This window comes from Gardnerella sp. KA01000, assembly GCF_049244035.1.
In the GTDB taxonomy this organism is placed as follows: domain Bacteria; phylum Actinomycetota; class Actinomycetes; order Actinomycetales; family Bifidobacteriaceae; genus Bifidobacterium; species Bifidobacterium leopoldii.
Genome location: NZ_CP058367.1, coordinates 901,151 through 926,957, shown reverse-complemented (window position 1 = coordinate 926,957; position 25,807 = coordinate 901,151). Strand labels below are relative to the sequence as shown.

Genomic DNA, 25,807 nt, shown 5'->3' with positions numbered 1-25,807 from the left:
TAAAAAGACCTTTCAGTGTTGTACTGGCTTCAAGAACACCGCACCTAACGCTGGAACAGTGATTCTTGCAGAGTATGGTCGAGAATGGTACTCTTCAGCAGCAGCAGTGAATGTGCCGTTGTGAATATTAGATCCGCAATACTTTGCATCATCAGTTGTGAGTATCTCTTCCCACTGTCCACCTTTTGGTAACGCAACCTGATAGTCTTGCCAAGCTTGACCTGAGAAGTTTACTACTACAACGATTTCTTCTCCGTCGTCGCCAATACGCATGTAGCTTAAAGTATTGTGATCGGAATCGTCGCTTGTAAGCCACTGGAAACCATCAGGAGTAAAGTCTTGACTCCAGAATGCACGAGAGTTCTTATATAGAGTATTCAAATCTGCAACAAGCTTTTGCACACCTTGATGGAACGGCCATTGCAGCTCATTCCAGTTAAGCGAAGTATTGAAATTCCATTCGCTGGACTGTCCGATTTCTCCACCCATGAACAGAAGGTTCTTGCCTGGATGAGACCACTGGTATGCAAGCAATGCTCGCAATCCTGCGAACTGTTGCCATTCGTCTCCTGGCATCTTTCCAAGTAACGAACCCTTACCGTACACAACTTCATCGTGGCTTAATGGCAACACATAATGCTCAGAGTATGCATAAACCATTGAGAATGTAATTTCGTTATGATGCCAACGACGATTAATTGGTTCCTCTTTAAGATATTGCAAAGTGTCGTGCATCCAGCCCATATTCCACTTCAAGCCGAATCCTAAGCCACCCATATCGGTCGGTGCAGTCACGCCTTGATAAGCAGTAGATTCCTCAGCAATCATCATGATGCCAGGATTATTCTTGTATGCAGTTGCGTTTGCTTCTTTAATGAAGTCAATTGCTTCAAGATTTTCGCGTCCGCCGTAGATGTTTGGTCTCCACTGTCCTGCTTCACGGCTGTAATCCAAGTAAAGCATTGAGGATACTGCATCAACGCGCAACGCGTCAACATGGTATTCATCAAGCCAGAAGCAAGCATTAGCAACCAAGAAGTTACGAACTTCATGACGACCAAAGTTGAAGATGTAAGTACCCCAATCAGGATGCTCGCCTCGCATAGGATCAGGATCCTCATATAATGCTGTGCCATCAAAACGACCGAGTGCAAAGTCATCCTTAGGGAAGTGAGCTGGAACCCAATCCATAATGACGCCAATACCTGCTTTATGGAGTTTATCTATCAAGTACTTAAAGTCATCAGGGGAGCCAAGGCGAGAATCGACTGCATAATAACCTGTTACCTGATATCCCCAAGATCCAGAGAATGGATATTGTGTCAACGGCATAAATTCGACGTGAGTAAAGCCTTCTCTTTGCACATAATCAACTAAATGATCAGCAAGTTCGCGATAATTACCCAGATCGCGATTCCAGCTGTTAGCTTGCACTTCGTAAATGCTTATTGGACCGTTGTGAGCGTCTGTTTTTGCGCGCTTATTCATCCAATCGGTATCGTGCCACTTAAACTCAGAATCAACAACAACAGATCCTGTGTTTGGTGGAACTTCATGAGAGCGCTCCATCGGATCGGCTTTCATAATCCAATTACCAGATTGCGTAAGAATTTCGTATTTATATACTTCGCCCGCTGTAACTCCTGGAATAAAAAGTTCCCAAATGCCAGAAGAGCCGAGCGAGCGCATAGCGTGGCGACGACCATTCCAGTAATTAAAGTTACCAACTACGCGTACTGCACGAGCATTTGGTGCCCACACTGAGAAAGCAGTACCAGTAACTTTCTTTACCATCTTTCCAGTTTCAGGAGATATAAGCCCCCATGAATCTGTTATTGTTTTGACATGTGCGCCTAATGCTTCCCAAAGACGTTCATGACGACCTTCTCCAAATAAGTACATGTCAAGTTCGCCAACTTGAGGCAAATAACGATAAGGATCGTCATCTGTGGATTCAGAACCGTCTATTTCCACAGTGTAAACGCGATAACTAGGAACAGACCAAGACTTTGTTTTTGTGTGCTTTACTGCAGGAATAACAGCTGTAAAGATGCCGTTATATTCGTGTTTAGCTTCGTATTCACCGTTCTTAGTAAGAATAACAACTCTCTTTGCCATAGGGCGCAATACGCGGACGGTTACAGTGTCGGCACCTTTGCCAGTTCCAAGGTGACCTCCGAGAACCTCATGTGGATTGTAATATTCTGCATTGCTCACCGCAGCTAATACGTCCTGTCGGACTGGGACTGCGACTGCATCTTCATTGATGTTAGTAACTGTACTCATGCTGACTATCATACATGCTTTATTGCTGTAAGTCGCGTGTGTTTCGCGCTATTGTGAAAAAAATATGAAAATTTTTTCAAGTCGTGACCTTATGGGAAACTGTTATGAGTTTTTCTGTGCATACGGAGGGTTCTGTGGAATATCAAGTCGGCGATATGGTCGTCTATCCTCGTCATGGTGCGGCTCGTGTTGAAGAAATTAGTGAGCGCACCGTAAAAGGTGTAACTCGTCAATATTTACGATTGGTAGTGTTATCATCTGATGGTTTAGAAATTAACGTACCTGTCGATAATGTTAAAAAAGTTGGCGTGCGAGACATTGTTGGAGCGCAAGAAGTTGCAAAAGTTTTTGAGATTTTGCGTACTCCAATAGTTGAAAAAGAAATGAATTGGTCTAGACGCTACAAGCTTAATGTAGAGAAGATTGCTACTGGCGATGTTAACAATATTGCTGAAGTAGTTCGTGATTTATCTCAGCGAGATGTTGATGAGCATGGTTTGTCTGCAGGAGAAAAGCGAATGCTTGCTCGCGCTCGCAGTATTTTAATTTCCGAAATTGCTTTGTCTGAAAAGATTGATGAGATTGAGGCGGAGCGACTTTTAGATGTGAATCTTGGATACAAGGAGCCTCAAAAAGGCGATGAAAATCACCATACTGTAGCTCCAGAAGAGCCTGCATCGCGAACTTTAGCGCTGTTAGAAGAGCGTAATAAGAAATCTAAGAAAAAGTGATTTGCGTTATGCAAAATAAATAGATATTAATTGTTCATATTATTTTAAGCCCTTCTAGACGTTGGTATATCGGCGAGTTAGAAGGGCTTTTGCTTATATATTTGCTTATTACGTATTTATTGTATGTTTTGCTTTTGTTCTTGCTTAAAACAGATAATAAAAAATCCTTGCATTTACAAAATGCAAGGATTTTTTATGTTAATAGATTATTCACCTAAATTTACTTACCTGGATCTTGTTGACCTTGGTTAGAATTTTTAGGATCGGTATTCTTTGCTATGTGTGGCTTCTCAGTGATTGGCTTTTTTTGAGGCTCTTTGTCATCAATGTCTTTACGCATATCCTTTGTTGCTTTTACAGCATTATGTAGGTCGTCACAAATCTTCATAATCCATTTATCAAGCTGATCTGCGTATTTTGGCATAAGTTCGCTTACTCGCACTGTGGACGTATAGCTGCGTCCTGCGATTCCGTTTAGCAAATTTAGAACATCGTTTCCTTGTTGGCTATCGCTAATCAACACATCGATTTTGCGACCTTCAATAAGCTTCTGAAACTCCTCAACGCTTGAATGTTCTGGTTCATTATTGTTATTTAGTGCGTCAGCATATTCTTTAGGTGAGCTATCTTTCAAATTGGCATCAGACATTAGCCAGAAAAGAATAGGAGATGTAGAAGCATACTTTGCATTACCATTTTCTTTAGAGAAATCACTTAAGTAGGTGGTTAATTTCTTTTCCTTTTCCTGCCATTGTGCTAGTCGCTTAGAAAAAGCTTGTTTTTTTGATGGCAAAACTTTGGAGAAGGTGTCAGCCATGGCAGATGCCATTGCGTCCCTAGCATCGTGAGAAAACCAAAGATATGGATTGTCTCCGTTAAGTGCTCCTACAGTACCTGCTGCACTAAGCACTTCAGCTTTAGCTGGGTGTACTTTGTTTGCCCAATCATCGTAGCCTGCACCATTTGTAACTAATACTTGTGCATTCTGCATATTTTTTAAATCTTTTGAGCTAGGTTTAAACGACGATATGTCTGTATCTGAGCCAGTCATAACTGATTCAACTTTGACGTCAGAGCCACCGATCTCTTGAGCTAAGCTACCCCAGGTGTCAACAGTGGATACAACAGAAATATTTGTTGCAGCTTTTGGTTTTTCTTTTGGTTTTTCCTCAGTTTTTCCACAAGCTGCAAATCCAAGTATTACTGCAGAAGCAATAAGGCATGTTATGGCAGTTTTTCCAAACTTCTTTACTGCACAAAGAACGGTACGCATCACTGTGACTCCTCCCGTGATAATGGTGCGTCGGCGCACGCAAAATTGTTAGTCGACCCATATCTTCTATACTTCACGATAGCCTATCCTTACGAATTGTGCGAGTTGGGAGGAAATTTTTTATGGCTATTGTGTTAGATGGTAAAGCTTTAGCTAGTAAAATTAAAAAAGATTTGGCAGCGCGCGTTGCTATTTTACATAAAAAAGGCATTAATCCAGGTTTGGGTACGTTGCTTGTAGGTAGTGATCCTGGTTCGTTGAAATATGTTGCTGGTAAGCATCGTGATTGCGAAGAAGTGGGGATTAATTCTATTCGTTGCGATCTGCCAGAAGATGCTAGTGAAGATGAGATTCTTGCTGCTTTACAGAAATTAAATAATGACCCTCTTTGTACTGGATTTATTGTGCAACTGCCATTGCCAAAAGGAATTGATGTTCAAAAAGTTATTTCTTCTATTAATCCTGCAAAAGATTGTGATGGAATGCATCCGTATAATTTGGGTGAACTTGTTACGCATATTTCCGGTAATATTACAACACCTTTGCCGTGCACGCCGCGTGGAATTTTAGCTTTGCTTGATGAGTACGGTATTGAACTTTCTGGTAAGGAAGTTTGTGTGCTTGGTCGTGGCATTACGGTTGGACGTACTATTGGTCTTCTTTTAACCCGCAGGGGAGTAGATGCAACTGTTACGTTGTGCCATACACATACTCGGAATGTGCAGGAGATTATGCGTCGTTCTGATGTAATAATTGCCGCAATGGGTTGTGCTGGTTTTGTTAAGCCAGAAGATATTAAACCTGGTGCTGTTCTTGTTGATGTAGGCGTATCTCGTGTTTTTGATGAAGAAGCTGGTAGATACCGCGTAAAAGGTGATGTTGATTCAGCTTGTCGCGAAATTGCTGGAGCGTATTCTCCGAATCCTGGTGGAATAGGTCCGATGACTCGAGCTATGTTGCTGGCGAATGTTGTAGATATGGCTGAGCGAGCACTTAATTGCAAATAAAATGCGACACGCCCGAAGTAAAACGTAAATTTTGGCTATGCCTGTATATAAAATCGACAAAGCGTGTGCATGGCATACATGCGTAACGTAAATACATAATTAAATATCGAGTAATATCCACCCCAAGAAGAAACCACTAATAACTAATGGCAGAGAATAATAACGAAGTCGCCAAGGTTGCGATTAATGATATTGGCACCGAAGAAGACTTCATCAAGGCAGTCGATTCAACCATCAAGAATTTTGATGATGGTGATTTAGTTGAAGGTACCGTCGTAAAGATTGATCACGACGAAGTATTGCTGGACATCGGCTACAAGACTGAAGGTGTAATTCCTTCCCGTGAACTTTCCATCAAAAAAGACGTTGATCCAGATGATGTTGTCGAGGTTGGCGACACCATTGAAGCCCTTGTTGTCACTAAGGAAGACAAGGAAGGACGTCTTATTCTCTCCAAGAAGCGTGCACAGTATGAGCGTGCTTGGGGTGACATCGAGAAGATTAAGGATGCAGACGGCATCGTTGAAGGTACCGTTATTGAGGCTGTTAAGGGCGGCTTGATCGTAGATATCGGTTTGCGTGGCTTCTTACCAGCATCCTTGGTTGAAATGCGTCGCGTTCGCGATCTTTCTCCATACATTGGTCAGAAGATTAAGGCTAAGATTCTTGAGCTCGATAAGAACCGCAACAATGTTGTGCTTTCTCGTCGTCAGTTCCTCGAGGAAACTCAGTCTGAAGTTCGTGAGACCTTCCTCTCGCAGCTTAAGAAGGGTCAGATTCGTGAAGGCGTTGTGTCTTCTATCGTAAACTTCGGTGCATTCGTTGATCTCGGCGGTGTTGACGGTCTCATTCACGTTTCTGAGCTTTCTTGGAAGCATATCGATCACCCATCTGAGGTTGTTAAGGTTGGCGATAAGGTTACCGTTGAGGTTCTCGACGTTGATCTCGATCGCGAACGTATTTCCCTTTCCCTTAAGGCAACTCAGGAAGATCCATGGCAGCGCTTCGCTCGCACTCATGTTCCTGGACAGGTTGTTAAGGGTAAGGTCACCAAGATCGTTCAGTTCGGCGTGTTTATCTCCGTTGAAGATGGCATTGAGGGCTTGGTTCACATTTCTGAGCTTGCAAACCGTCACGTAGAGAATCCAGAAACTGTTGTTAAGGCAAATGAAGACGTATTCGTCAAGGTTATTGATGTTGATCTTGATCGCCGTCGTATTTCCCTCTCCTTGAAGCAGGCTAATGAGGCTGTTGATCCAAATTCTGAAGATTTCGATCCAGCTCTTTACGGTATGCCAGCTGAGTACGATGCTGAAGGCAACTACAAGTACCCAGAAGGCTTCGATCCAAACACTAACGAGTGGATGGCTGGTTACGAGCAGCAGCGCGAAGAGTGGGAAGCTCAGTATGCTGCAGCTCACGAGCTTTGGGAAGAGCACAAGGCTTTCGCTGCTAAGGAACTTGCAGCTGCAGCAGAATCTGCTGCTGCTGACGGTCAGCAAGAAGAAGCTGAAAAGAAGCCAGCTAAGGAAGAAAAGAAGGAAGAAGTTGCTTCCAACTATTCTTCTGAAACAACTAGTGAAGGTGCTTTAGCTGATTCTGATCAGCTCGCAGCTTTGCGCGAACAGCTTTTAAGCGAAAAGAAGTAGTTTTCTACTAAAAGCGTATGAACGAAATGCCCTGGTGAGTAATCATCAGGGCATTTTGTTCATTGCGATTATCACAATGTGCTCTAAATACTCTGATTTTATAATTTATATTCTGTAATTAAATGTGAGTACAACAAATTTTCTTTTAAGAAGCACGATTATATGATTTTGTTAAAGCATTAATTAAGTTATTAAAAGGATTGGTGAAAATTATGAGTACATTTGATAACAATCAGAAGAATGCTCAGTTCCCTTCATACGATGGGAATAATTCAGCGAATAATGCTACTTTAGTAAGTTCTCGACATAAGCTTGCTGCCGGTCTTTTAGCGATTTTTGTAGGTGGTTTAGGGATTCACAATTTCTACCTTGGTTTTAAAGGCAAGGCTATTGCCCAATTGTTGATTTCTGTTCTTTCTATTGGTTTGCTTGCAGGTATTTCGATTATATGGTCATGTGTTGAAGGAATTTGCATTCTTTGCTCAAAGCCTGGGACTAAGTGGCATAAAGATGCTGATGGTGCAGAATTACAAGATTAACCATTTGTTTTCTTTTAATAACAATGCCCTGGTAATTATTTACTGGGGCATTACTTATAATTTATATATGACAATAATGCGGATTGCGGTAACAGGCGGAATTGCAGCCGGAAAATCTACTGTAGTAAACCATTTGCGTTTGCTTGGTGCGTTTGTTATTGATTACGATGTTTTAGCGCGTAAAGTAGTGGAACCGGGAAGCGCAGTATTGCAACAAATAGTAGGTATTTTTGGGGAAAATGCTGTTAAGAATGATGGTTCTTTAAATCGTGCGTTTATTGCAGAGCATATTTTTGGAGATGGCTATGAACGTAAGCAAGCATTAAGTAAGATTGAGTCTATAATTCATCCTGCTATTTATGATTGCGCAAAGCTTTTAGAAAGCGAGTATATTAGTAAAATTTCTAAGGAAAATTGCAATGCTAAAGAAAATCGCAATGAGGTAAGCAGCGTAAGCTCGGTTATTGTGCATGACATTCCACTTCTTGCGCAAGTAATCGACAGCATTCCATTTAGTTTTGATCATATTATTACTGTTGAAGCGCCTCAAGAAATTCGCGTTAAGCGAATGATAAGCGAGCGGAACATGACTGAGAGTCAGGCTTTAGCGCGCATAAATAGTCAACTTCCAAGTAAAGTTCGAAAAGATATGGCGGATTTTGTAGTTGATTCCACTAAACCAATGGAATCTATGCTTAACAGTGTTGACGATACGTTGAAATCATGGTTGCGCGAAATAAACAATAAAAGTGCTGAAATTGCGAAACTGGGGAAGTAAAAGATTATGTCGAATAAAATTCAGCGCACAAACAAGCCTTTTGTAGTAAAAGCGCCGTATGCGCCTTCGGGTGACCAGCCGCAAGCAATCGAAGAGTTAGCGAATCGCATTGAAAACGGAGAAAACGACGTTGTTTTAATGGGTGCTACTGGAACTGGTAAAACTGCTACAACCGCTTGGCTTATTGAGCGTTTGCAACGACCGACACTTATTATTGAGCCGAATAAAACTTTGGCAGCTCAGCTTTGCGCGGAATTTCGCGAGCTTATGCCAGATAATGCCGTGAGCTATTTTGTGTCTTATTACGATTACTATCAGCCGGAAGCGTATATTCCGCAAACAGACACGTATATTGAAAAAGATTCGAATATTAACGACGATGTTGAGCGGCTTCGTCATGCTGCTACAGCGAATTTGCTTACTAGACGCGATTGCGTTGTTGTGGCTACTGTTTCTTGCATTTATGGACTCGGTACTCCAGAGGAGTATGCCGAGCGAATGCTTATGCTAAGCGTTGGCGAGCAACTTGAGAGAGATGATTTATTGCGTCAATTTGTGAGTATGCAATACAAACGCAATGACATTGCCTTTACGCGCGGAACTTTTAGAGTGCGCGGTGACACAGTTGAGATTATTCCAGTGTACGAAGAATTAGCTGTGCGAATTGAGTTCTTTGGTGACGAAATCGACAGAATTACCATGTTACATCCTCTTACAGGAGAAGTAATTCGCCAGGAGAGTAGTGTTCATATTTTCCCAGCATCTCACTACATTGCAGGACCGGAGCGCATGGAACGCGCGTTAGAGGCGATTGAAAAAGAGCGTGACGATAGAGTAGCGCAGCTTAAAAAGCAGAATAAATTGCTGGAAGCTCAGCGTTTGGAAATGCGAACTACGTACGATTTGGAGATGCTGCGTCAGGTTGGTGTGTGCCCAGGAGTGGAAAATTATTCTAGGCATTTTGACGGACGCGATGCAGGCACACCTCCGCATACTTTGCTTGACTTTTTCCCAGATGACTTTTTGCTAGTTTTAGACGAGTCGCATGTAACAGTGCCGCAAATTGGAGCTATGTATGAAGGTGATGCTTCGCGCAAAAGAACGCTTGTGGAGCATGGTTTTAGGCTTCCTTCTGCAATGGATAACCGCCCGTTAAAGTGGAAAGAATTTTTGGAGCACATTGGTCAAACTGTGTATCTTTCTGCAACGCCTGGAGATTATGAGCTGGGGCTTTCAGATGGCGTAGTTGAGCAAATTATTCGCCCAACTGGGTTGCTTGATCCTAAGATTGAGGTTCGCCCTGTTGAAGGCCAGGTTGACGATTTGCTTGCGGAAATCAAGGAGCGAGTAGCAAAAGATGAGCGCGTGCTTGTTACTACGCTTACAAAGAAAATGGCGGAAGACTTAACTGATTACTTTTTGGAGCTTGGTATTAAAGTTGAGTACTTGCATTCTGATGTTGATACTTTGCGCAGAGTGGAGCTTTTGCGCGAGCTTCGCGAAGGCAAAATTGATGTGATTGTTGGCATTAATTTGCTTCGTGAGGGTTTGGATTTGCCGGAAGTCTCGCTTGTCGCGATTTTGGATGCAGATAAGGAAGGCTTCTTAAGATCCTACCGTTCGCTTATTCAGACGATTGGTCGTGCTGCTCGTAACGTTTCTGGGACTGTTCTTATGTATGCGGATACTGTTACGGATGCTATGAGTAAGGCGATTAGCGAGACAGAGCGCCGCCGTGAAAAGCAAATCGCATATAACAAGGCTCATGGAATTGATCCTAAGCCTTTGCGAAAGAAGATTAGCGATGTTAACGACATGCTCGCTAAAGAGGATGTTGATACGCAAACTTTGCTAGCAGGCGGTTACAGAAATGCTAACAAGGCTGGGAACTCGCATTATGGCGTGCCAAAAGAGCCAAATCTTGGGCAGCAAAGCAAGGAAAAGCGTATGGCGAATATTTCTGAGCTTCCGCAAGACGATATTATGTCGCTGATTAAAAATTTGAGCGAGCAAATGCATGTTGCTGCAGAGCAGTTGCAGTTTGAGTTGGCTGCTCGTTTGCGCGACGAAATACGCGATCTAAAGAAAGAATTGCGTCAATTGGATGCGGCTAATAGGTGATGCTAATAAATGAGCATTGCAAATTGATGAGCGTTGCAAATCAAAAATGTTCGTGCAATTGATTACTTTTATCTACTGAAAATATTTGACGCGTATGTCAAAATATTTATTGATTTTTCTAACATGCTGTAATTTTGGGCTTAAAACTACTTAATTAGTAAGAGAGTTTAATTTATTCAATCATGTGAATTAAAGATTATTGGATTACTTTAGTTAGTTTAAGTTATATACAATGCAATGACAATATGTTGAATGTAAACGAATGTTTGCGTATAGTAAAAGAAGATGGAGGTGTCGTATATGACTACTACGAATTTAAATATTAGAACAGATAAGGGAATTAAAGAACAAGCTGATAAGATTTTTTCAGAACTCGGGCTCAATATGACAACAGCGATTAACATATTTTTGCGAACAACTATTCGTGAGAACGGGATTCCATTTTCTCTTAAATTAGAGGTTCCAAATGATACAACGATTGCTGCTATTGAGGAAGGTAGACGGATTGTGTCTGATCCTAGTGTAAAGGGTTATCGGAATATGGGAGATCTTAAGGTGGCTCTTGATTTATGAAATATGAAGTAAAATTCACGAATCAATTCAAAAAAACCTTAAATTAGCTAAGAAGCAAAATAAAAATACGGATAATCTTTTAAAAGTAATTGATGTTTTAGCTAACGGTGGTGTACTAGAAGCTAAATATTGTGATCACGGTCTGACTGGAAAATATAGCGGAACAAGAGAATGTCATATTGAACCCGATTGGCTTTTAGTTTATGAAATTAAAAATGAAATTCTTGTTTTGATGTTATACAGGCTTGGTACGCATTCAGAATTATTTAAGGAATAAAATAACACATTTTAAATCTACAGCTTTTGTTGATAAAAGGTTTAGTGTGTGGCTGCTTTAGGCTGAGCTTGTGCAGAATAAGCAGGTTGCAAAGTAGTCTGGCTGGTGTAAATCGTAAGCATGCTAGGCATTTGCGCTAGCTAGTGTTAGCTATATAGTGCGCTAATCGAGGCTAATCGCAAGCTAAACGCGATTAATAAGAGAGCGTATCTAGTCGTGTTTAATCGTAGTAAATAGGTATTCCTTGAGTATTTTTTGTGAGCGTTCACAAAACGCCGAATAAATACAATAAGCGGTCACAATACGTTGATACACTAGAAAGCGGAATTGGGCGTTTTATGGTTTTATCATTAAATCGCTCATAAAAAAATAAACAGAAATAGAAAATAGGTAGGCATTATGCGTAAAGCCAAAATCGTTGATACTATTGGTCCAGCTACCGAATCCTTGGAAGGTATTACCAAGCTTGTTGAAGCTGGTATGGATGTTGCTCGTTTGAACCGTTCTCACGGCACTCCTGAAGATCATTTGCGCGTTTACAACAACGTTCGTGCAGCTTCCAAGTCCACTGGCCGCAATGTTGCTGCTCTTGTTGATTTGCAAGGTCCAAAGATTCGCTGTGGATGGTTCAAGAAGAACGCTGAAGGCGAAGATAAGGTTTATTTGGAAGAAGGTCAGGAGTTCATCATCACTACTGATGATGTTGAAGGTGACGAGCACCGCACTTCTACAACCTTTAAGGGCTTGCCAGGAGATTGCCACGCAGGCGACCCAATTCTTATCGATGATGGTAAGGTTCGCCTTGAGGTAACTAAGGTAGAAGGCAACGACGTTCACACTAAGGTTATTGTTGCTGGTCCAGTTTCCAGCCACAAGGGCATTAACCTCCCAGGCGTTGCAGTTTCCCTCCCAGCTTTGACTGAAAAGGATGAGGCTGATCTTCGTTGGGCTATTCGCACTGGTGCTGACATTATTGCTATGTCCTTCGTGCGTTTCGCTACCGATATTGATCGCGCTCACGAAATCATGGACGAAGAAGGTCGTCGCATTCCAATCGTCGCCAAGATTGAAAAGCCACAGGCTGTTGAAAACTTGGAAGAGATTGTTAAGACCTTCGATGGCATTATGGTTGCACGTGGTGATATGGCTGTGGAAATGCCTCTCGAAGAGGTTCCACTTGTCACCAAGCGCTGCATTGAGCTTTCTCGTCGCTATGCAAAGCCAGTTATCGTTGCTACTGAAGTTCTTGGCACAATGGTTAACTCTCCAGTTCCAACCCGTGCAGAAGCTTCTGACTGTGCTAACGCTGTTCTCGACGGTGCTGACGCAACAATGACTTCTAACGAAACTGCTGTTGGCAAGTATCCAGATGTTACCGTTAAGACTATGTCTCGTATTTCTCAGTATGCTACTGAGCACGGCTATGATCGCATTCCTGCTGTTGAGCTTGACATGTCTAGCACCGGTGCAGTTTCTTCTGCAGCTGTTGATTTGGCAGATAAGCTTAATGCTAAGGCTATTGTTGCCTACACTCAGACTGGTCGCACAGTTCATCGCATTTCTCGCGAACGCCCAACTGCTCCAATCTACGGCTTGACTAACAATGAGCACACTTATCGTTGGTTGGCTTTGAGCTGGGGTACTGAAGGCTTCTTGATTGATGAAGATTACCATGACATGAATCGTCACGATTTGATGATCTTCACTGACAAGGTTCTTCGTGAAGCCGGTAAGGTTTCCGATGGTGATCAGATTGTTATCTTGAGCACTGCTCAGGGTGAACGCCAGGCTGGTCGCACTGACTCCATCTACGTTCACACCGTCGGTGCTTGCGACTAATTGCTTGATTCTGCGTTCTTGTACTAATACGCTAGTTCTTCTAGTTTAAGTGCATTTGCGCAGTAGTATAGTTTGCATAATGCGCGCTAGCTGTTTTGCAGTTTGCGCGCATTATGTTATGTATGATCAATATTGTTGATTTGCGACACGCGCAAAACGCTTTAACTATTTGCATGTGGCTTAAAGTGTGCTATAGTCAACAAGTCGCAAGAAAATGCGGAAAATTAAAAATGCCCCTGTATCCCAATTGGTAGAGGAAACAGCCTCAAAATCTGTGCAGTGTGAGTTCGAGTCTCACCGGGGGCACGTGCACGACGTCGCTTAGCTTGCTAGGCGACGTTTTTATTTTGTATTTTAATGTCTCGTACATAAACAATAAGCGTATAATCATAAAAGTATTCTCGCACAATGAAAGTGCTGTACGTGATGTGAAAGGAACAACGATGATCCACAGTGCACGATTGCAAGTAAGTGAGCGTAAAAGAAGTAATTATGCTTGCGAATTAATCAATAATTACAAGCGCAATGTAATGCGCTCTTTTGCTGCAATTGCTGCTGTAGCAACAGTATTAATGTGTATTTTTGCTATTGTTCCAAACTCTTCGGCATTTGCTTCAACTAAATCAACAGATGGTCTTCCGTCAAAAGGTGTGATTGTTACTGCTTTTCAGCAAAATTGGAAAAGTATTGCAAAAGAGTGTAAGCGAACTTATGGTCCTGAGGGTGTGAGTTATGTACAGGTTTCGCCGCCGCAGGATCATATTAAAGGTAAGCAGTGGTGGACTTCTTACCAGCCAGTTAGTTACAATCTAAATTCAAAGCTTGGCACTGAAGATGAGTTTAAAAATATGATTACTACTTGCAAGGCAGCTGGTGTTGGAATTGTTGTTGATGCTGTAATTAATCACACAACCGGCGATAGTAATAAAGATACTGTAGGTGTTGGCGGTAGTAAGTATGATGCGGCAAATCAAAGCTATCCGGATGCTGATTACACAAAAGATGATTTTCACCAAATAGATAAAGATATTTACACATATAAAGATGCGCAAGTCGTTTGGAATTATCGTTTAGTTGGTTTGCTTGATTTGGATACTTCTAAGTCTCATGTACAAAAAATTCTTGGTAACTATTTTGCAAAATTGCTGAAAATGGGTGTTGCGGGCTTTAGAGTTGATGCCACAAAACATATGTGTCCTGAAGATGTGAAAGGCATAAAAGAAGCTGCTGCTAAAGCTGCTGGAATGAAGCCTGAAAATATTTGGTGGATGCAAGAAACAATTGGTTTCCCTGAACAAGATCCTAAAATTCAGCCAGATCAATATGTTGGTACAGGTGAAGTAGATGAGTTTGAATACTCGTATCGCTTGCGTAATTATTTCTATGGATCAATTGAGAATTTGTCTCATATTACAGATCAGCTTATTCCTAATAAGAAAGCAGCTATTTTTGTGACTAACTGGGATACTGAGCGTGACAATTCGACTCGAGTTCTCACTTATAAGGATGGGGCAAAGTACGAGTTAGCTAATGCTTTTATGCTTGCTTATCCGTATGGAACACCAAATATTTATTCTGGATATAAGTTCACTCAGCGCGATGACGGTGCTCCTGGTGCAACTGATACGAACATTCCAGATGTAAAGTGCGGAAAGAATTCTCAGTGGCAGTGCACTCAGCGTTGGACTTCTATTCGTGGAATGATTGGATTCTACAATGCTGTTAAGGGCACGAAAGTAACTCAATGGCAGGATGACAACGATAATAACATTGCTTTTAGTCGCGGAAACAAGGGATTCTTGGCGATTAACAATACTGATAAGCCTAAAAATGTGAGTTATAAAACTGATTTGCCTGACGGTGAGTATTGTAACGTATATGCTTCACGTAAATGCTCTAGCACAGTTACTGTAAATGGTGGGAAAGTAGAGATAACTATTCCAGCTAATTCTGCTATTGCTTTGCATGTTAAGGCTGTAGAGCATTTTGGAAGTACTTCCACGTTTAGTACTGTGGCGATGATTGTAATTGTTTTCGCTGTGCTATTGATTGAGTTAGCTCTGATTCTGTGCAAAAAATAAGGCAGGTTCTAATAAGTAAATTGCGAAGTAAAGGACGATCTGGAAGTAAATTTGTATTGACATTATTACAGTTTTTGTATAGTTATTGCAATATTGTCAATATGTAGATGTTATAATTTTCTCCGCTGATAATGCACGTTTATAACGATGGCTGGCAACATAGTAGTGCTAGCCATCGTTTGTGCATTGAGGCTATTAATGCGCCCAAGGAAGAAGCGTGTTGATACCAATGGAGGAAAGGATACTGATGAGTCATCGTCGACACTTTGCATCGAAGATGGTTGCTGTTGCTACGTCTGTTGCAATGCTTGTAACTGGTTTTGCTGTTACGGGTAGTGCAAACGCTGTGACTAGCGGGGAGTCTAGCAATAGCAAAGAAACTTCTTCGAATGTAACTCTTAAAGGTAAAGGTGTTATTGTTACTGCTTTTCAGCAAAATTGGAAGAGTATTGCTCAAGAGTGCACTAAAACTTATGGTCCTGAAGGTGTGAAGTATGTGCAGGTGTCTCCACCGCAGGATCATATTAAAGGTAAAGCCTGGTGGACTTCTTACCAGCCTGTTAGCTATAAATTAAATTCTAAACTTGGCACTGAAGCTGAGTTTAAGCAGATGATTCAAACTTGCAAAGCGGCAAATGTTGGAATCATTGCTGATGCTGTTATTAATCACATGGCTGGCGCTGATAATAAAGATAAAGTCGGTGTTGGTGGAAGTAAGTATGATGTGTCTACTCAGACTTTTGAAGATGCTGGATACACTAAAGACGATTTCCATCAAAGTGCTGAAAATATTAAAGATTATACGAATGCTGAAGAAGTTTGGACTCACAGGCTTGTAGGCTTACTTGATTTGAATACTGGTAGTCAGCATGTTCAGCAAGTTTTAGGTAAGTATTTTGCAGATTTGTTGAAGCTTGGCGTTGCTGGTTTCCGTGTGGATGCAGTTAAGCATATTTCGCCAGAAGATATGAGGGGCATTAAAGCTTCTGCTATAAAGCAATACAACGAAAGTGTTGAAGATAGCAAAAAGATTAATGACATCTGGTGGATGCAAGAGACTATTGGCAACTCTTCAGAAGCTGCACAAATTCAGCCGTCTGCACATTTGAATGAAGGCGAAGTTAACGAGTTTGGCTACTCTTACCAGCTTAAGCAAAACTTCAAAGGCTCGCTGATTAAGGCAAGCAAGCCTCTGAACAAAATTCAAGACGGAATGGTTAAGAGCGATAAAGCTGCTATTTTTGTTACGAATTGGGATACAGAGCGCGGTAACAGCGTGCTTACGTATAAGGATGGTCGTCGTTACGCTTTAGCAAACGCGTTCATGCTCGCGTGGCCATACGGCACTCCAAACGTGTATTCCGGATACAAGTTCGATAAGAATGATGATGGCGCTCCTGGTGCAACTGATATTTCTGTTTCGGATGTGACTTGTGGTAAGGATTCCAATTGGCAGTGCACTCAGCGTTGGACTTCTATTCGTGGAATGATTGGATTCTACAATGCTGTGCAAGGTGCGAAAGTTACGAATTGGCAGGATGATGGAGACAATAACGTTGCTTTTAGCCGTGAAAAGAAGGGCTTCTTAGCAATAAACAATTCGCTTGACGAAAAAGAAGTTTCTTATAAAACTGATTTGCCTGATGGTGAGTATTGCAATGTGTACGCTGCAGGTGACTGCTCTAAGACTGTTAAAGTTGCAAAAGGTGAAGTTAAAACCAAGATTGGCGCTCGCGAAGCAGTAGTTTTACATGTTAATGCAACAAAAGCTACACATCCGGCTGGCACTGCTACAGACCCATCTGATCCTAAATATGGTGAAGAAAAGCCTGATGCAGGCATGCCAGAAGATCCTACAACAACTATTTACTTTAAGCCAGACGAAAAGTTTAACGGTAAAAAAGTATATGTTCATTACGGCATAGGCTCAAGCTGGACTCAGGCTCCTGGCGATGAGATGAAGAAGGCTTGTGACGGTTGGTATAAGAAGACAATTAGAACCAATGGTAAAGCTTATGAAGCAGTGTTTAATAATGGTGAAAACTACTGGTATCACGAAGGATATAATAATAACTTTAAGATTCCAGCTCACACTGATTCGTATTTAGCTCAAGATCACAAGGGTAGCGTTGGAGTAAATCCTTGCCCAGTAGCGTATAATCCAAAGACCACTGTTCGCATCCACTATGCACAAAAAGCGGGTGATACTCGCGATATTGGCATTTGGTTGTGGGGCAAAGACAAGGATGGTAAAGATTTACCTGGAGCTTGGCATAAGTTTAATGGCACTGATAAATTCGGCAAAGTTTTTGAAACTAAAGTTGATGGTGCTTTTGAAAACAAGTCACTTTCCTTTATTACTACTACAAAAGGTTGGAGTAAAGACGGTGGCGATCGTGCTATTGAAAACTGTGCAAGTGGTCTTGCTGAAGCTTGGGTAACAGGCGGATCGGATACTACACAGTTCACTGCTCCAGACAACCTTAAGAGTAAGCCAAAAGAATTAAAGGTAACAGTTCATTATCGCAGGAATGCTGGCGATTATGAAGGCTGGAACATGTGGACTTGGAACGACGGAACTAATGGATCTGCTCGTTACTTCACTTCGCATGACGATTACGGCAAAGTTGCAACCTTTACTGCTAAGAATGATGGTGGTATTGACAGTGTTGGTTTCAAAGTTAGAAAATCTACGCCAATTGACGCTTGGAATCAGCAAGATCCTAGCGATCGCAGTATTCCAAACAATGCTATTAAGATAGATCCAAGTGATCCAAACAAGGGTAGTGCTGAAGTCTGGTTAATGCAAGATGACATGACAGTGTATTTAAACGCTACTATGCCACAACTTACAGCTCACGTGATGTCTGCTGATATTGCTGGTTTAAAGAAGTTAGCTGTAAAAGTATCTGGAGATGTGTCTTCTGTAAAAGACTCTGACGTAACACTTTTGGATACTAGTGAAAATCCTAGCAAGAAAGTTGAAATTGCTTCTGCTAAAGCTAATGGTTCAGAGATTACTATCGAAACCAAGAATGACCTTAATATTAAGCATAAGTATGAGTTGAGTATTAAGGGATTAGCTACAGGTATTAAGCTTTCTGCTTCCTCGAAAACTGGTGCTAGCGTAATTCGTACCGATGAATTCGATAAGAAATACGCTTATACTGGCGATGATTTAGGTGCTGTGTATTCTGCTTCTTCAACTACTTTCAAGCTTTGGGCTCCAACAGCAACTGAAGTAAAGTTGATTACTTATAAGTCAACTGCTGAAAAAGCTGAAAAAGATAAAGAAACAGTTATGAAAGCAGAAAATCATGGCGTATGGTCTGTAAAGCTTGATGGCGACAAAGCTAATACGGCTTACGCATATGAAGTTCATTTTGCTGATGGCACAGTGAATGTTTCTGCTGATCCTTATGCTAAAGCTGCAGTAGTAAATGGTGAGCGTTCTGTTGTATTAGCAGATAAAGACGCTGGTAACGCTGGAAAGCGTATGCCAAAGTTTACGAATCCAAGTGACGCAACAATTGCAGAAATGGATGTTCGTGACTTCTCAATCAATCCAAACTCTGGTATTAGCGATTCTCATCGTGGTAAGTATCTTGGAGTAATAGAAGAAGGTACTAAGACCACAGATAAGCATAATATTTCTGGCTTTGATTATTTGAAGTCGCTTGGTGTCACTCACGTACAAATCATGCCAATGTATGATTTTGGTTCTGTGAATGAAGCAGGTAACTTGGGTTACGGTCAGCCAGGAGCTCAAAACTGGGGTTATGATCCGCAAAATTACAATGTTCCTGAGGGGTCTTACTCTACGAATCCTGCTAATCCAACAACGCGAGTTAAGGAAGCTAAACAAATGATTGCTGGCCTTCATAAGGCTGGTTTGCGTGTGATTATGGATGTTGTTTACAACCATGTTCATGATGTGCAAAAGCATTCGTTTAACAAGACAGTTCCTGGATATTACTTCCGTTATAAGGATGGCGCTCTGAATGGTAATTCTGGATGCGGTAACGATACTGCTTCTGAGCGTCAAATGATGCGCAAGTATATTTTGGATTCTGTGAAGTATTGGGCTACGCATTACAACCTTGACGGCTTCCGATTTGATTTGATGGGCTTAATTGACCTGAAGACTATGCAGGAAGTGCGTGCTGAGCTTAATAAGATTGATCCTTCAATTATTGTGCTCGGCGAAGGCTGGGATATGAATAAAGTGCTTCCTAAGAGCGAGTCTACTATTCAGCCAAATGCTTATAAGATTCCAGGTGTAGCGTTCTTTAACGATTCCTTCCGTGATTCTACGAAGGGTTCTGTGTTTGGTGATGCGTCTACTGGTTTTGTCAATGGCAATACTAGTAAAGACACCAAGGCTTTGCTTGAGCATAATTTGCTCGGTTGCCAATTTGGTACAGGCAGTAAGACTGCAGATGGTAAGAGTACTATCAAGTGTTGGAATGGTAATGCTGAAACGCACTTTGCTGATGCAGGTCAAATTGTTCAATATGTTGAAGCTCACGATAACTTGTCGTTGTACGATAAGCTAAAGGTTTCTGCTACTCATGACACTGAAGACGTACGATTGAAGCGAGTAAAGCTTGCAAATTCAATGATTTTGCTTTCTCGTGGCATGCCATTCATTCAACTTGGTCAGGAGTTCTTGCGAACTAAGAACGGTAACGCTAATAGCTACAATTCTGGAGATAAAGACAATGCTCTTGATTGGAATCGTGCAACAGAAAAGTCTGATTCCGTGAACTATTTCAAGGGATTGTTGAAGTTACGCAAGAGCATTAAATCTCTTCGTGATTTTGATTATGCAACAATTAACAAGAACATGAAGATGATTGATGGCACTCCTGATGGTGTAATTGCTTACACGCTTAAAGATGCAGATAAGCAATACGTTGTAGTGTTCAATGCTAATAATGCTGAAACTCAAGTAAAGATTCCAGCAGGAAAGTATTCTGCTCTTGTTGCTAATGGCAAAGTTAATGACGCTGCTCAAGCTCAAGAGGCTAATGTTTCTGCCGACGGAACATATAAGGTTGCTGCTCTTTCGACTGCTGTGTTGCTTAATGCAGAAAAGACTCCAACTCCTAAGCCTGGTCCTGGTCCTGTGACGCCAACGCCTCAGCAACCTGCTCCTGCTCCTGTAGTTCCAACACCAGCTCCTGGACCTCAGCCGCAGCCTGGTCCGCAACCAGCGCCAGTTCCAGCTCCAACTCCTGGTACTGTGAATCCTGCTCCGGCTCCTCAGCCTGGTCCACAGCCTTCGCCATCACCTGCTCCGGCTCCGGTGCCAACGCCTCAGCCTGCACCAACACCGTCTCCGGCACCGGCTCCTCAGCCTCAGCCATCTGAGCATGAAACTCCAGCTAAGCCGGATCAGACTAAGCCGGATCAGTCTAAGACTGAAACTCCAGCTGAGCAATCTGAACAGTCCGCACCTGCTAAGTCTGAACAGTCCGCGCGTGCTAAGTCTGAACAGTCTGCACCGGCAAAGTCTGAGCATTCTGCGCCAACTAAACCAGCAGAATCCACTCCTGTACCTGTTGCTCCGAAAACTGTTCAGCAGCTTAATCCAGAATTAAAGGGAACTCTTAGCGTTGGTAACAATAACGTTGCAACTGCAGGTGTTGTTAACAGTGTAAGAATTAATCTTGTAAACAGCGAGTTCATCGAGCGTTTGCAGCGCGATGGAGTAGTTTATGCATACGCGTACATTTACTCGTCTCCTCGTTTGCTTAAGGGTGCTGATGGTTCAAAGTTTGTGACTGTTCGCATGGTTAATGGCAAGCCTCAGTTTGATGCTCAATTCCCAGCTGGATACACCGGAAAGCATACGGTTGTTTTGGTTGACGAGAAAGGTAATCAAGTTGCTTGGACAGATATTACAGTAACAAACAATGCAGTTTCGCAACAGCTTCATAGTTTAAGTGCGACAGGCAGTAATATATTCGTAGTTACTGCTGTATGCTCAATACTTATTGCTGCTGCGAGCGTATTGCTACTTCGTATTAAGAGTCACAAGCGTTATAGGAATTCGTGAGGTTTTTATTAGTAAATAAATAAACTAATAAGTTCGCTCATTATAAAAGCCGAGGATAATTGCATTTGTTGCGATATCCTCGGCTTTGTGTTTGAAGCAGGGTATAGAATCAATAAATAGTTTGTTTTTTGTAACTGTATGCGAATGTTTTACTAATAAGGAAGAGAAAGAAGAAAATCATGTACTGCGTTAATTGTGGAGCTATTTTAAAAGATAATACAAGGTTCTGCACGCAGTGTGGTACAGAAATTACTTCTCCAGCAAATAATACTCAGTCTCAGCAAGCAGAGCAGCCTCATCCTGAAGCGCAAACGCAAGTATTTTATACCAGCAACATTCCTAATCAGTATTATCGCCCTGAAGCAAATACACAATACCCGTATCAACAACAATACGGGTATGCGCAAGTTGCTGCTGAAAATGATGCGAAGCGAAGGAATATTATTATAGCTATTATTGTTATGATTGCTGTTATTCTTTCAAGTATTTTCGGGTATTGCATTTGGGATTATATGAGACCAAAACAAATTCCTTACGAAACTTTGCGAAAAGAAATTATGAAATCCAATAAATACGCGGATTATAAGTTGAAAATTGTTGACTCTGACGTATCTAAATATCCTCATGTAAAACTGTACTTTTCGCTTACTGATAGTAGTGGAAAAGCTTTGGAAATTGATTCTCCTACTGCTGCAATTCGTGAGAAGATTGGTGGTGGCAGAGAAGCTGAAAGACTTATCCATAAAGTTGAGCGCATTAAAGATAAACAAGGTGTTAATTACGAAATTCTGCTTGATAAATCTGGATCTATGGAAGATTCTATAGATACGATGAAACGTACTATGAGTGATTTTGTGCGCAATCTTAATTATAAGGTTGGCGATACAGGAGAGCTTATATCTTTCGATAGTTACTTAATGTATATGGCAACGTATACTAACGATAAAGATCGATTGCTTACAGGCATTGATAATATGACTCCTTACGGCATGACAGCTTTGTATGACGCACTTTATACCGGAATTACTAATGCTTCTAATCATCCTGGCTTTAATTGCGTAATTGCGTTTACTGATGGTCAAGATAATGAGAGTACTCATACTGCTGATGAGGTTATTTCTTTAGCTAAAGAAAAAGGTATTCCTGTATATTTGATTGGTACTAGTGAAGCTGATTCAAGTACTCTGCAAAATATTGCGAATGAAACGAATGGTTACTTCTGGGATATGAATTCAATTTCAGATATGCAAGAGGTAATGAATAGAATTCGAGTCAATCAAGATAATGTTTATTGTTTAGAATATGATTCTGATTCTTCTTCGAATGCGTATGCTGATCGAGTGGTTTCTGCATTGGTTGCAGATTCCAAGAATCATCAGTCTGGTGGTATTGGTGATGATTTGTCGTTTAAGCCAATTAAGAAGAAGAATTATAAGAAGGGTGCAACTCGCTTCGTGCTACATAAGGGCGATGTGAAGTGGACTGAAGCTAATAGTGCATGCATGCAAGATGGTGGTTACTTAGTAACTCTTACCAGTAAGAGTAAAGAGAAAAAGGTAATCAATATGGCGAAAAAGGAAGGCGTTAAGTATGTGTGGATTGGCGGTTATACTTCGCAACGTGAGAATGGTGACGTATTTGCGCACTGGGTTACTGGTGAAAAAGTAAAGTATGAAAACTGGTTGCCAGGAGAACCAAGTCGAAACGATAAAGATGGAGAGCCTGAGTTCTATCTTATGCTTTGGCGTTTAAATGATGAGTGGTCTTGGAATGATCAGCGCGATGATTTATTTACGACTCCTACATTGCGTAAAACCTTTAGCGGTAAAACTGGCTATGTTTGTGAGATAAATAGGCATTAGTATTACGCTACTACTTTTTGGTTCATTTTTAGCGAATTAGAGGAAACTCGTTATGCGAAAGCAAAGGACACGTAAACTACAAAGCAGTCCGCATTATGTAGATGGTCGCACTATGCAATATCGTAGTGCTCAGCATCATAATCAAATTGCAAGTGTTGTTCCAAGAAAGCGTTTTGCTGCTATTTTAGTGGCTATTATAGCTATTGTTTTACTTACAATATCTATGTTTGCTGCAGTATCTGTTATGCGCTCGCATTTTTTTAATGTTTCTTCTAAAACTTATGTTAGTAAGAAAACAGTTAACCCTGCGGATGTGGCTAAAAAACTTGAAGCACTAAAGCAAGCACGTAAAAGGCAAGCAAGACGGGGGATTGACCCTAATAGCAGTGTTGTTAAAAATGTGCTATCAAAGATGTCTCTTGAAGATAAAGTTGCTCAAATGTTCATAGTTAAGCCTGAAGAATTAGCTGGAACATACGGGACTGTGGTATCTTCTGGCTCGCAAATGCAGCAGTCGTTTAATTCCATACCTGTTGGCGGAATAATGTATAGCAGGGAGAATATTCAGAATCCTAATCAAACTCAGCAAATGATTTCTGGGTTGCAATCAATAAGCGAATCTAGAGTGTCACTGCCTGCTTTAGTAGCTGTTGATGAAGAAGGTGGCACTGTTGCGCGAGTTAGCTCAAATCCTCAAATGGGTGTTAATTCCTCGCCTAATATGAGGGATATTGGAGCGACTAAGAAAACTCGCAAAGCTTATAAAACTGGTGCTTACATTGGCAATTATCTTTCGAATTTAGGTTTTAATGTTGATTTTGCTCCAGTTGCTGATGTGATTACTAATCCGGATAATAACCTGATGATCAAGCGTTCATTCGGCTCTAATGCTTCGCTAGTTGCAAATATGACAGATGCGTTTACTGACGGTTTGCAAGAGCATCACGTTTTTGCCACGTATAAGCATTTTCCTGGTCATGGCTCAACTTTTGAGGATTCTCACAAAGGCGTTACTGTTTCGAACCAAACTCCACTTGCGTTAAGAAAAATAGATTTAGTACCATTCAAAGATGCTGTAGACACTGGTGTTAAGTTTATTATGGTCAGTCACGTGTCGTATCCGAAGATTACAGGTGATGATATTCCTGCTAGCATGTCTGAGAAAATTGTTACTGGTTTAGCTCGTAAAAAGCTTGGTTATAAAGGTATTCTTATTTCTGACTCTTTAGGAATGGGCGCAATATCGTTGCGCTATTCTCCTGGAGTTGCTGCAATTACAGGAATTAAAGCAGGCATCGATATATTACTTTCTCCTGCAAATTTGCGTCAAGCGTATTATTCTGTTGTTAATGCAGTTCGTCAAGGTGATATACCTGAGTCTCGAATTGATGAGTCTGTAAAGCGAATTATTGCAGTAAAATTGCAAATTGCTCAGAAATTAAAGAGTCAAAATGTAAAAAATTCTAAAATAACTAAATGAATCAGCGTGTTGCATTTATTTAAGTAAATTTTTTCTTTTACATTATTTCGGGAGTTTCTTTATTTAAAAGGAGATTTTCTTTGCAAAATAAGGATTTACGAATAATAAATTCATAAATATTTTTGTAATAATTATTTCATTAGGAGAATATTTTTGAAAAAATGTTTGCATTTGTACTTTTATGGTGTTAGCATCATTTCCAACACAAACAAATATCGAATACTTCGGTTGGGGTTTGTGCGTGAACCACAGTTAGTATTAATGAGTTAAGGAGGCAGACATCATGCTTAACATGAACATGGATGCTGAATCTTTCGATACTCTTAATGCTGCACGTATGTGGTGGTGGCAGTCTTCTCTTTGGCGTGAGTTTACTCTGAAGTTTTAGAAGCTGCGTATAAAAGCTTGTAAAAGACCTCCGGGTAAGCCCCGGGGGTCTTTTTGTATACAAGCCTTAAATTTCAAAATAACCAAATCACAAATCACAAATCACAAATCACAACAAAATATTCGATAGCTTTGTATTCAAATAATATGAAGCTTAAACAAGGAGAGAAATCATGGCTAATGAAACTAATGAAAAAGTTATGGAAGCTACTAGCGGCGTCGCAAATGCAACTGCTGATGTTGCGTCGGTAATGATGAAAAATGCGAAAGTTAAGAATCATGCACTAAATATTACTTCGTTAGTGCTGGTTGCAGTTCTATTTGCAGCAGGATGCATTCTTGATTTTACTGTTGCCAAGCCTCTTTCTATTGGAAATATCCAGCCTGAGTTTGTTATTGCTTCATTCTGCTTGGCGATTTTGTTGGTTCGTCCAAAGATTTATCAAGGAGCTATTATTGGAGCTCTTGCTGCAACATTAATCCAACTTAATACTTCGATTCCATTCCTTGAATATGCGTGTGACATTCCTGCTGCAATTATTATGACAGCTATTTTAATTGGATATGTCCATCTCTTCCCAAAGGATGCTGCTCGTAAAGTAAGTGTTTTCCCATTTATTGCAACTTTTGTTACAACAGTAATTTCTGGTTGCATTTTCGCTTCTATTGCTGCTTACTTTATTCTTCATTCTCCAAACATGGTAATCGTAATGATGCCAATTATTTTTGGTACTGCTGCATTTAATGCGATTATTGTTGAAATTCTTTATACTCCATTGCGACTTGTATTGCACAAATAATAAATAATGTAACTAAGAAATTCTTATGATTGCATGTTTAATTGCACGTTATACATCATTATT

The 25,807-nt window shown here is 41.0% G+C and carries 16 protein-coding genes and 1 tRNA gene; 15 read left to right on the top strand and 2 right to left on the bottom strand.

Annotated features, from left to right (window positions below):
- Positions 1-12: 12 nt before the first annotated feature.
- Positions 13-2,286, bottom strand: coding sequence for a 1,4-alpha-glucan branching protein GlgB (glgB, locus tag HXT58_RS03420; protein WP_415705890.1), 2,274 nt, complete (start codon positions 2,284-2,286; stop codon positions 13-15).
- 134 nt (positions 2,287-2,420) lie between these two features.
- Between glgB and HXT58_RS03415 the strand changes: the two genes are divergently transcribed.
- On the top strand, positions 2,421-3,017 hold the full coding sequence (locus tag HXT58_RS03415; protein ID WP_180946758.1) for a CarD family transcriptional regulator: 597 nt from the start codon (positions 2,421-2,423) through the stop codon (positions 3,015-3,017).
- Positions 3,018-3,237: 220 nt separating this feature from the next.
- Here HXT58_RS03415 and HXT58_RS03410 read toward each other — a convergent pair whose 3' ends face one another.
- Entirely contained in the window at positions 3,238-4,290 is a 1,053-nt protein-coding gene (locus HXT58_RS03410) for a metal ABC transporter solute-binding protein, Zn/Mn family (protein ID WP_116442672.1), read from the bottom strand.
- 122 nt (positions 4,291-4,412) lie between these two features.
- Here HXT58_RS03410 and HXT58_RS03405 point away from each other — a divergent pair, with 122 nt between their 5' ends.
- The 14 genes from HXT58_RS03405 to HXT58_RS03340 all read left to right on the top strand — a co-directional run bounded on the left by HXT58_RS03405 (position 4,413) and on the right by HXT58_RS03340 (position 25,744).
- Positions 4,413-5,297, top strand: coding sequence for a bifunctional methylenetetrahydrofolate dehydrogenase/methenyltetrahydrofolate cyclohydrolase (locus HXT58_RS03405; RefSeq protein ID WP_415705892.1), 885 nt, complete (start codon positions 4,413-4,415; stop codon positions 5,295-5,297).
- A 146-nt stretch (positions 5,298-5,443) separates the two neighbouring features.
- Complete coding sequence (gene rpsA, locus HXT58_RS03400; protein WP_004107061.1) at positions 5,444-6,946, top strand: 30S ribosomal protein S1; 1,503 nt, start codon at positions 5,444-5,446, stop codon at positions 6,944-6,946.
- 212 nt (positions 6,947-7,158) lie between these two features.
- A complete protein-coding gene (locus HXT58_RS03395; protein WP_004119289.1) occupies positions 7,159-7,485 on the top strand; it encodes a TM2 domain-containing protein in 327 nt (108 codons plus the stop codon).
- A 67-nt stretch (positions 7,486-7,552) separates the two neighbouring features.
- Positions 7,553-8,263: a dephospho-CoA kinase gene (gene coaE / locus HXT58_RS03390; protein ID WP_032835422.1), complete on the top strand. Its 711-nt coding sequence runs from the start codon at positions 7,553-7,555 to the stop codon at positions 8,261-8,263.
- A 6-nt stretch (positions 8,264-8,269) separates the two neighbouring features.
- Positions 8,270-10,384, top strand: coding sequence for an excinuclease ABC subunit UvrB (gene uvrB / locus HXT58_RS03385; RefSeq protein WP_101885993.1), 2,115 nt, complete (start codon positions 8,270-8,272; stop codon positions 10,382-10,384).
- A 300-nt stretch (positions 10,385-10,684) separates the two neighbouring features.
- Positions 10,685-10,957 carry a type II toxin-antitoxin system RelB/DinJ family antitoxin gene (locus tag HXT58_RS03380; protein ID WP_101885994.1) on the top strand — a complete coding sequence of 91 codons (273 nt, stop codon included), beginning with the start codon at positions 10,685-10,687 and terminating at the stop codon, positions 10,955-10,957.
- Between the two features lie 13 nt (positions 10,958-10,970).
- Positions 10,971-11,234 (top strand): type II toxin-antitoxin system YafQ family toxin, encoded by a 264-nt coding sequence (locus HXT58_RS03375; protein ID WP_219619725.1) that lies wholly within the window; start codon positions 10,971-10,973, stop codon positions 11,232-11,234.
- Positions 11,235-11,633: 399 nt separating this feature from the next.
- A complete protein-coding gene (gene pyk, locus HXT58_RS03370) occupies positions 11,634-13,073 on the top strand; it encodes a pyruvate kinase (protein ID WP_004107046.1) in 1,440 nt (479 codons plus the stop codon).
- 232 nt (positions 13,074-13,305) lie between these two features.
- Positions 13,306-13,379 (top strand) — tRNA-Leu (locus HXT58_RS03365).
- 224 nt (positions 13,380-13,603) lie between these two features.
- The gene (locus HXT58_RS03360) at positions 13,604-15,154 is read left to right on the top strand and encodes an alpha-amylase (protein ID WP_257958239.1); all 1,551 of its coding nucleotides are present in this window, start codon (positions 13,604-13,606) and stop codon (positions 15,152-15,154) included.
- A 247-nt stretch (positions 15,155-15,401) separates the two neighbouring features.
- Positions 15,402-21,215 carry a type I pullulanase gene (gene pulA, locus HXT58_RS03355; protein ID WP_421775605.1) on the top strand — a complete coding sequence of 1,938 codons (5,814 nt, stop codon included), beginning with the start codon at positions 15,402-15,404 and terminating at the stop codon, positions 21,213-21,215.
- A gap of 179 nt (positions 21,216-21,394) precedes the next feature.
- Positions 21,395-23,077, top strand: a complete 1,683-nt coding sequence (locus HXT58_RS03350; protein WP_415705896.1) for a VWA domain-containing protein — start codon at positions 21,395-21,397, stop codon at positions 23,075-23,077.
- A gap of 52 nt (positions 23,078-23,129) precedes the next feature.
- On the top strand, positions 23,130-24,557 hold the full coding sequence (locus tag HXT58_RS03345; RefSeq protein ID WP_415705898.1) for a glycoside hydrolase family 3 protein: 1,428 nt from the start codon (positions 23,130-23,132) through the stop codon (positions 24,555-24,557).
- Between the two features lie 560 nt (positions 24,558-25,117).
- On the top strand, positions 25,118-25,744 hold the full coding sequence (locus tag HXT58_RS03340; RefSeq protein ID WP_004107001.1) for a hypothetical protein: 627 nt from the start codon (positions 25,118-25,120) through the stop codon (positions 25,742-25,744).
- Positions 25,745-25,807: the final 63 nt, after the last annotated feature.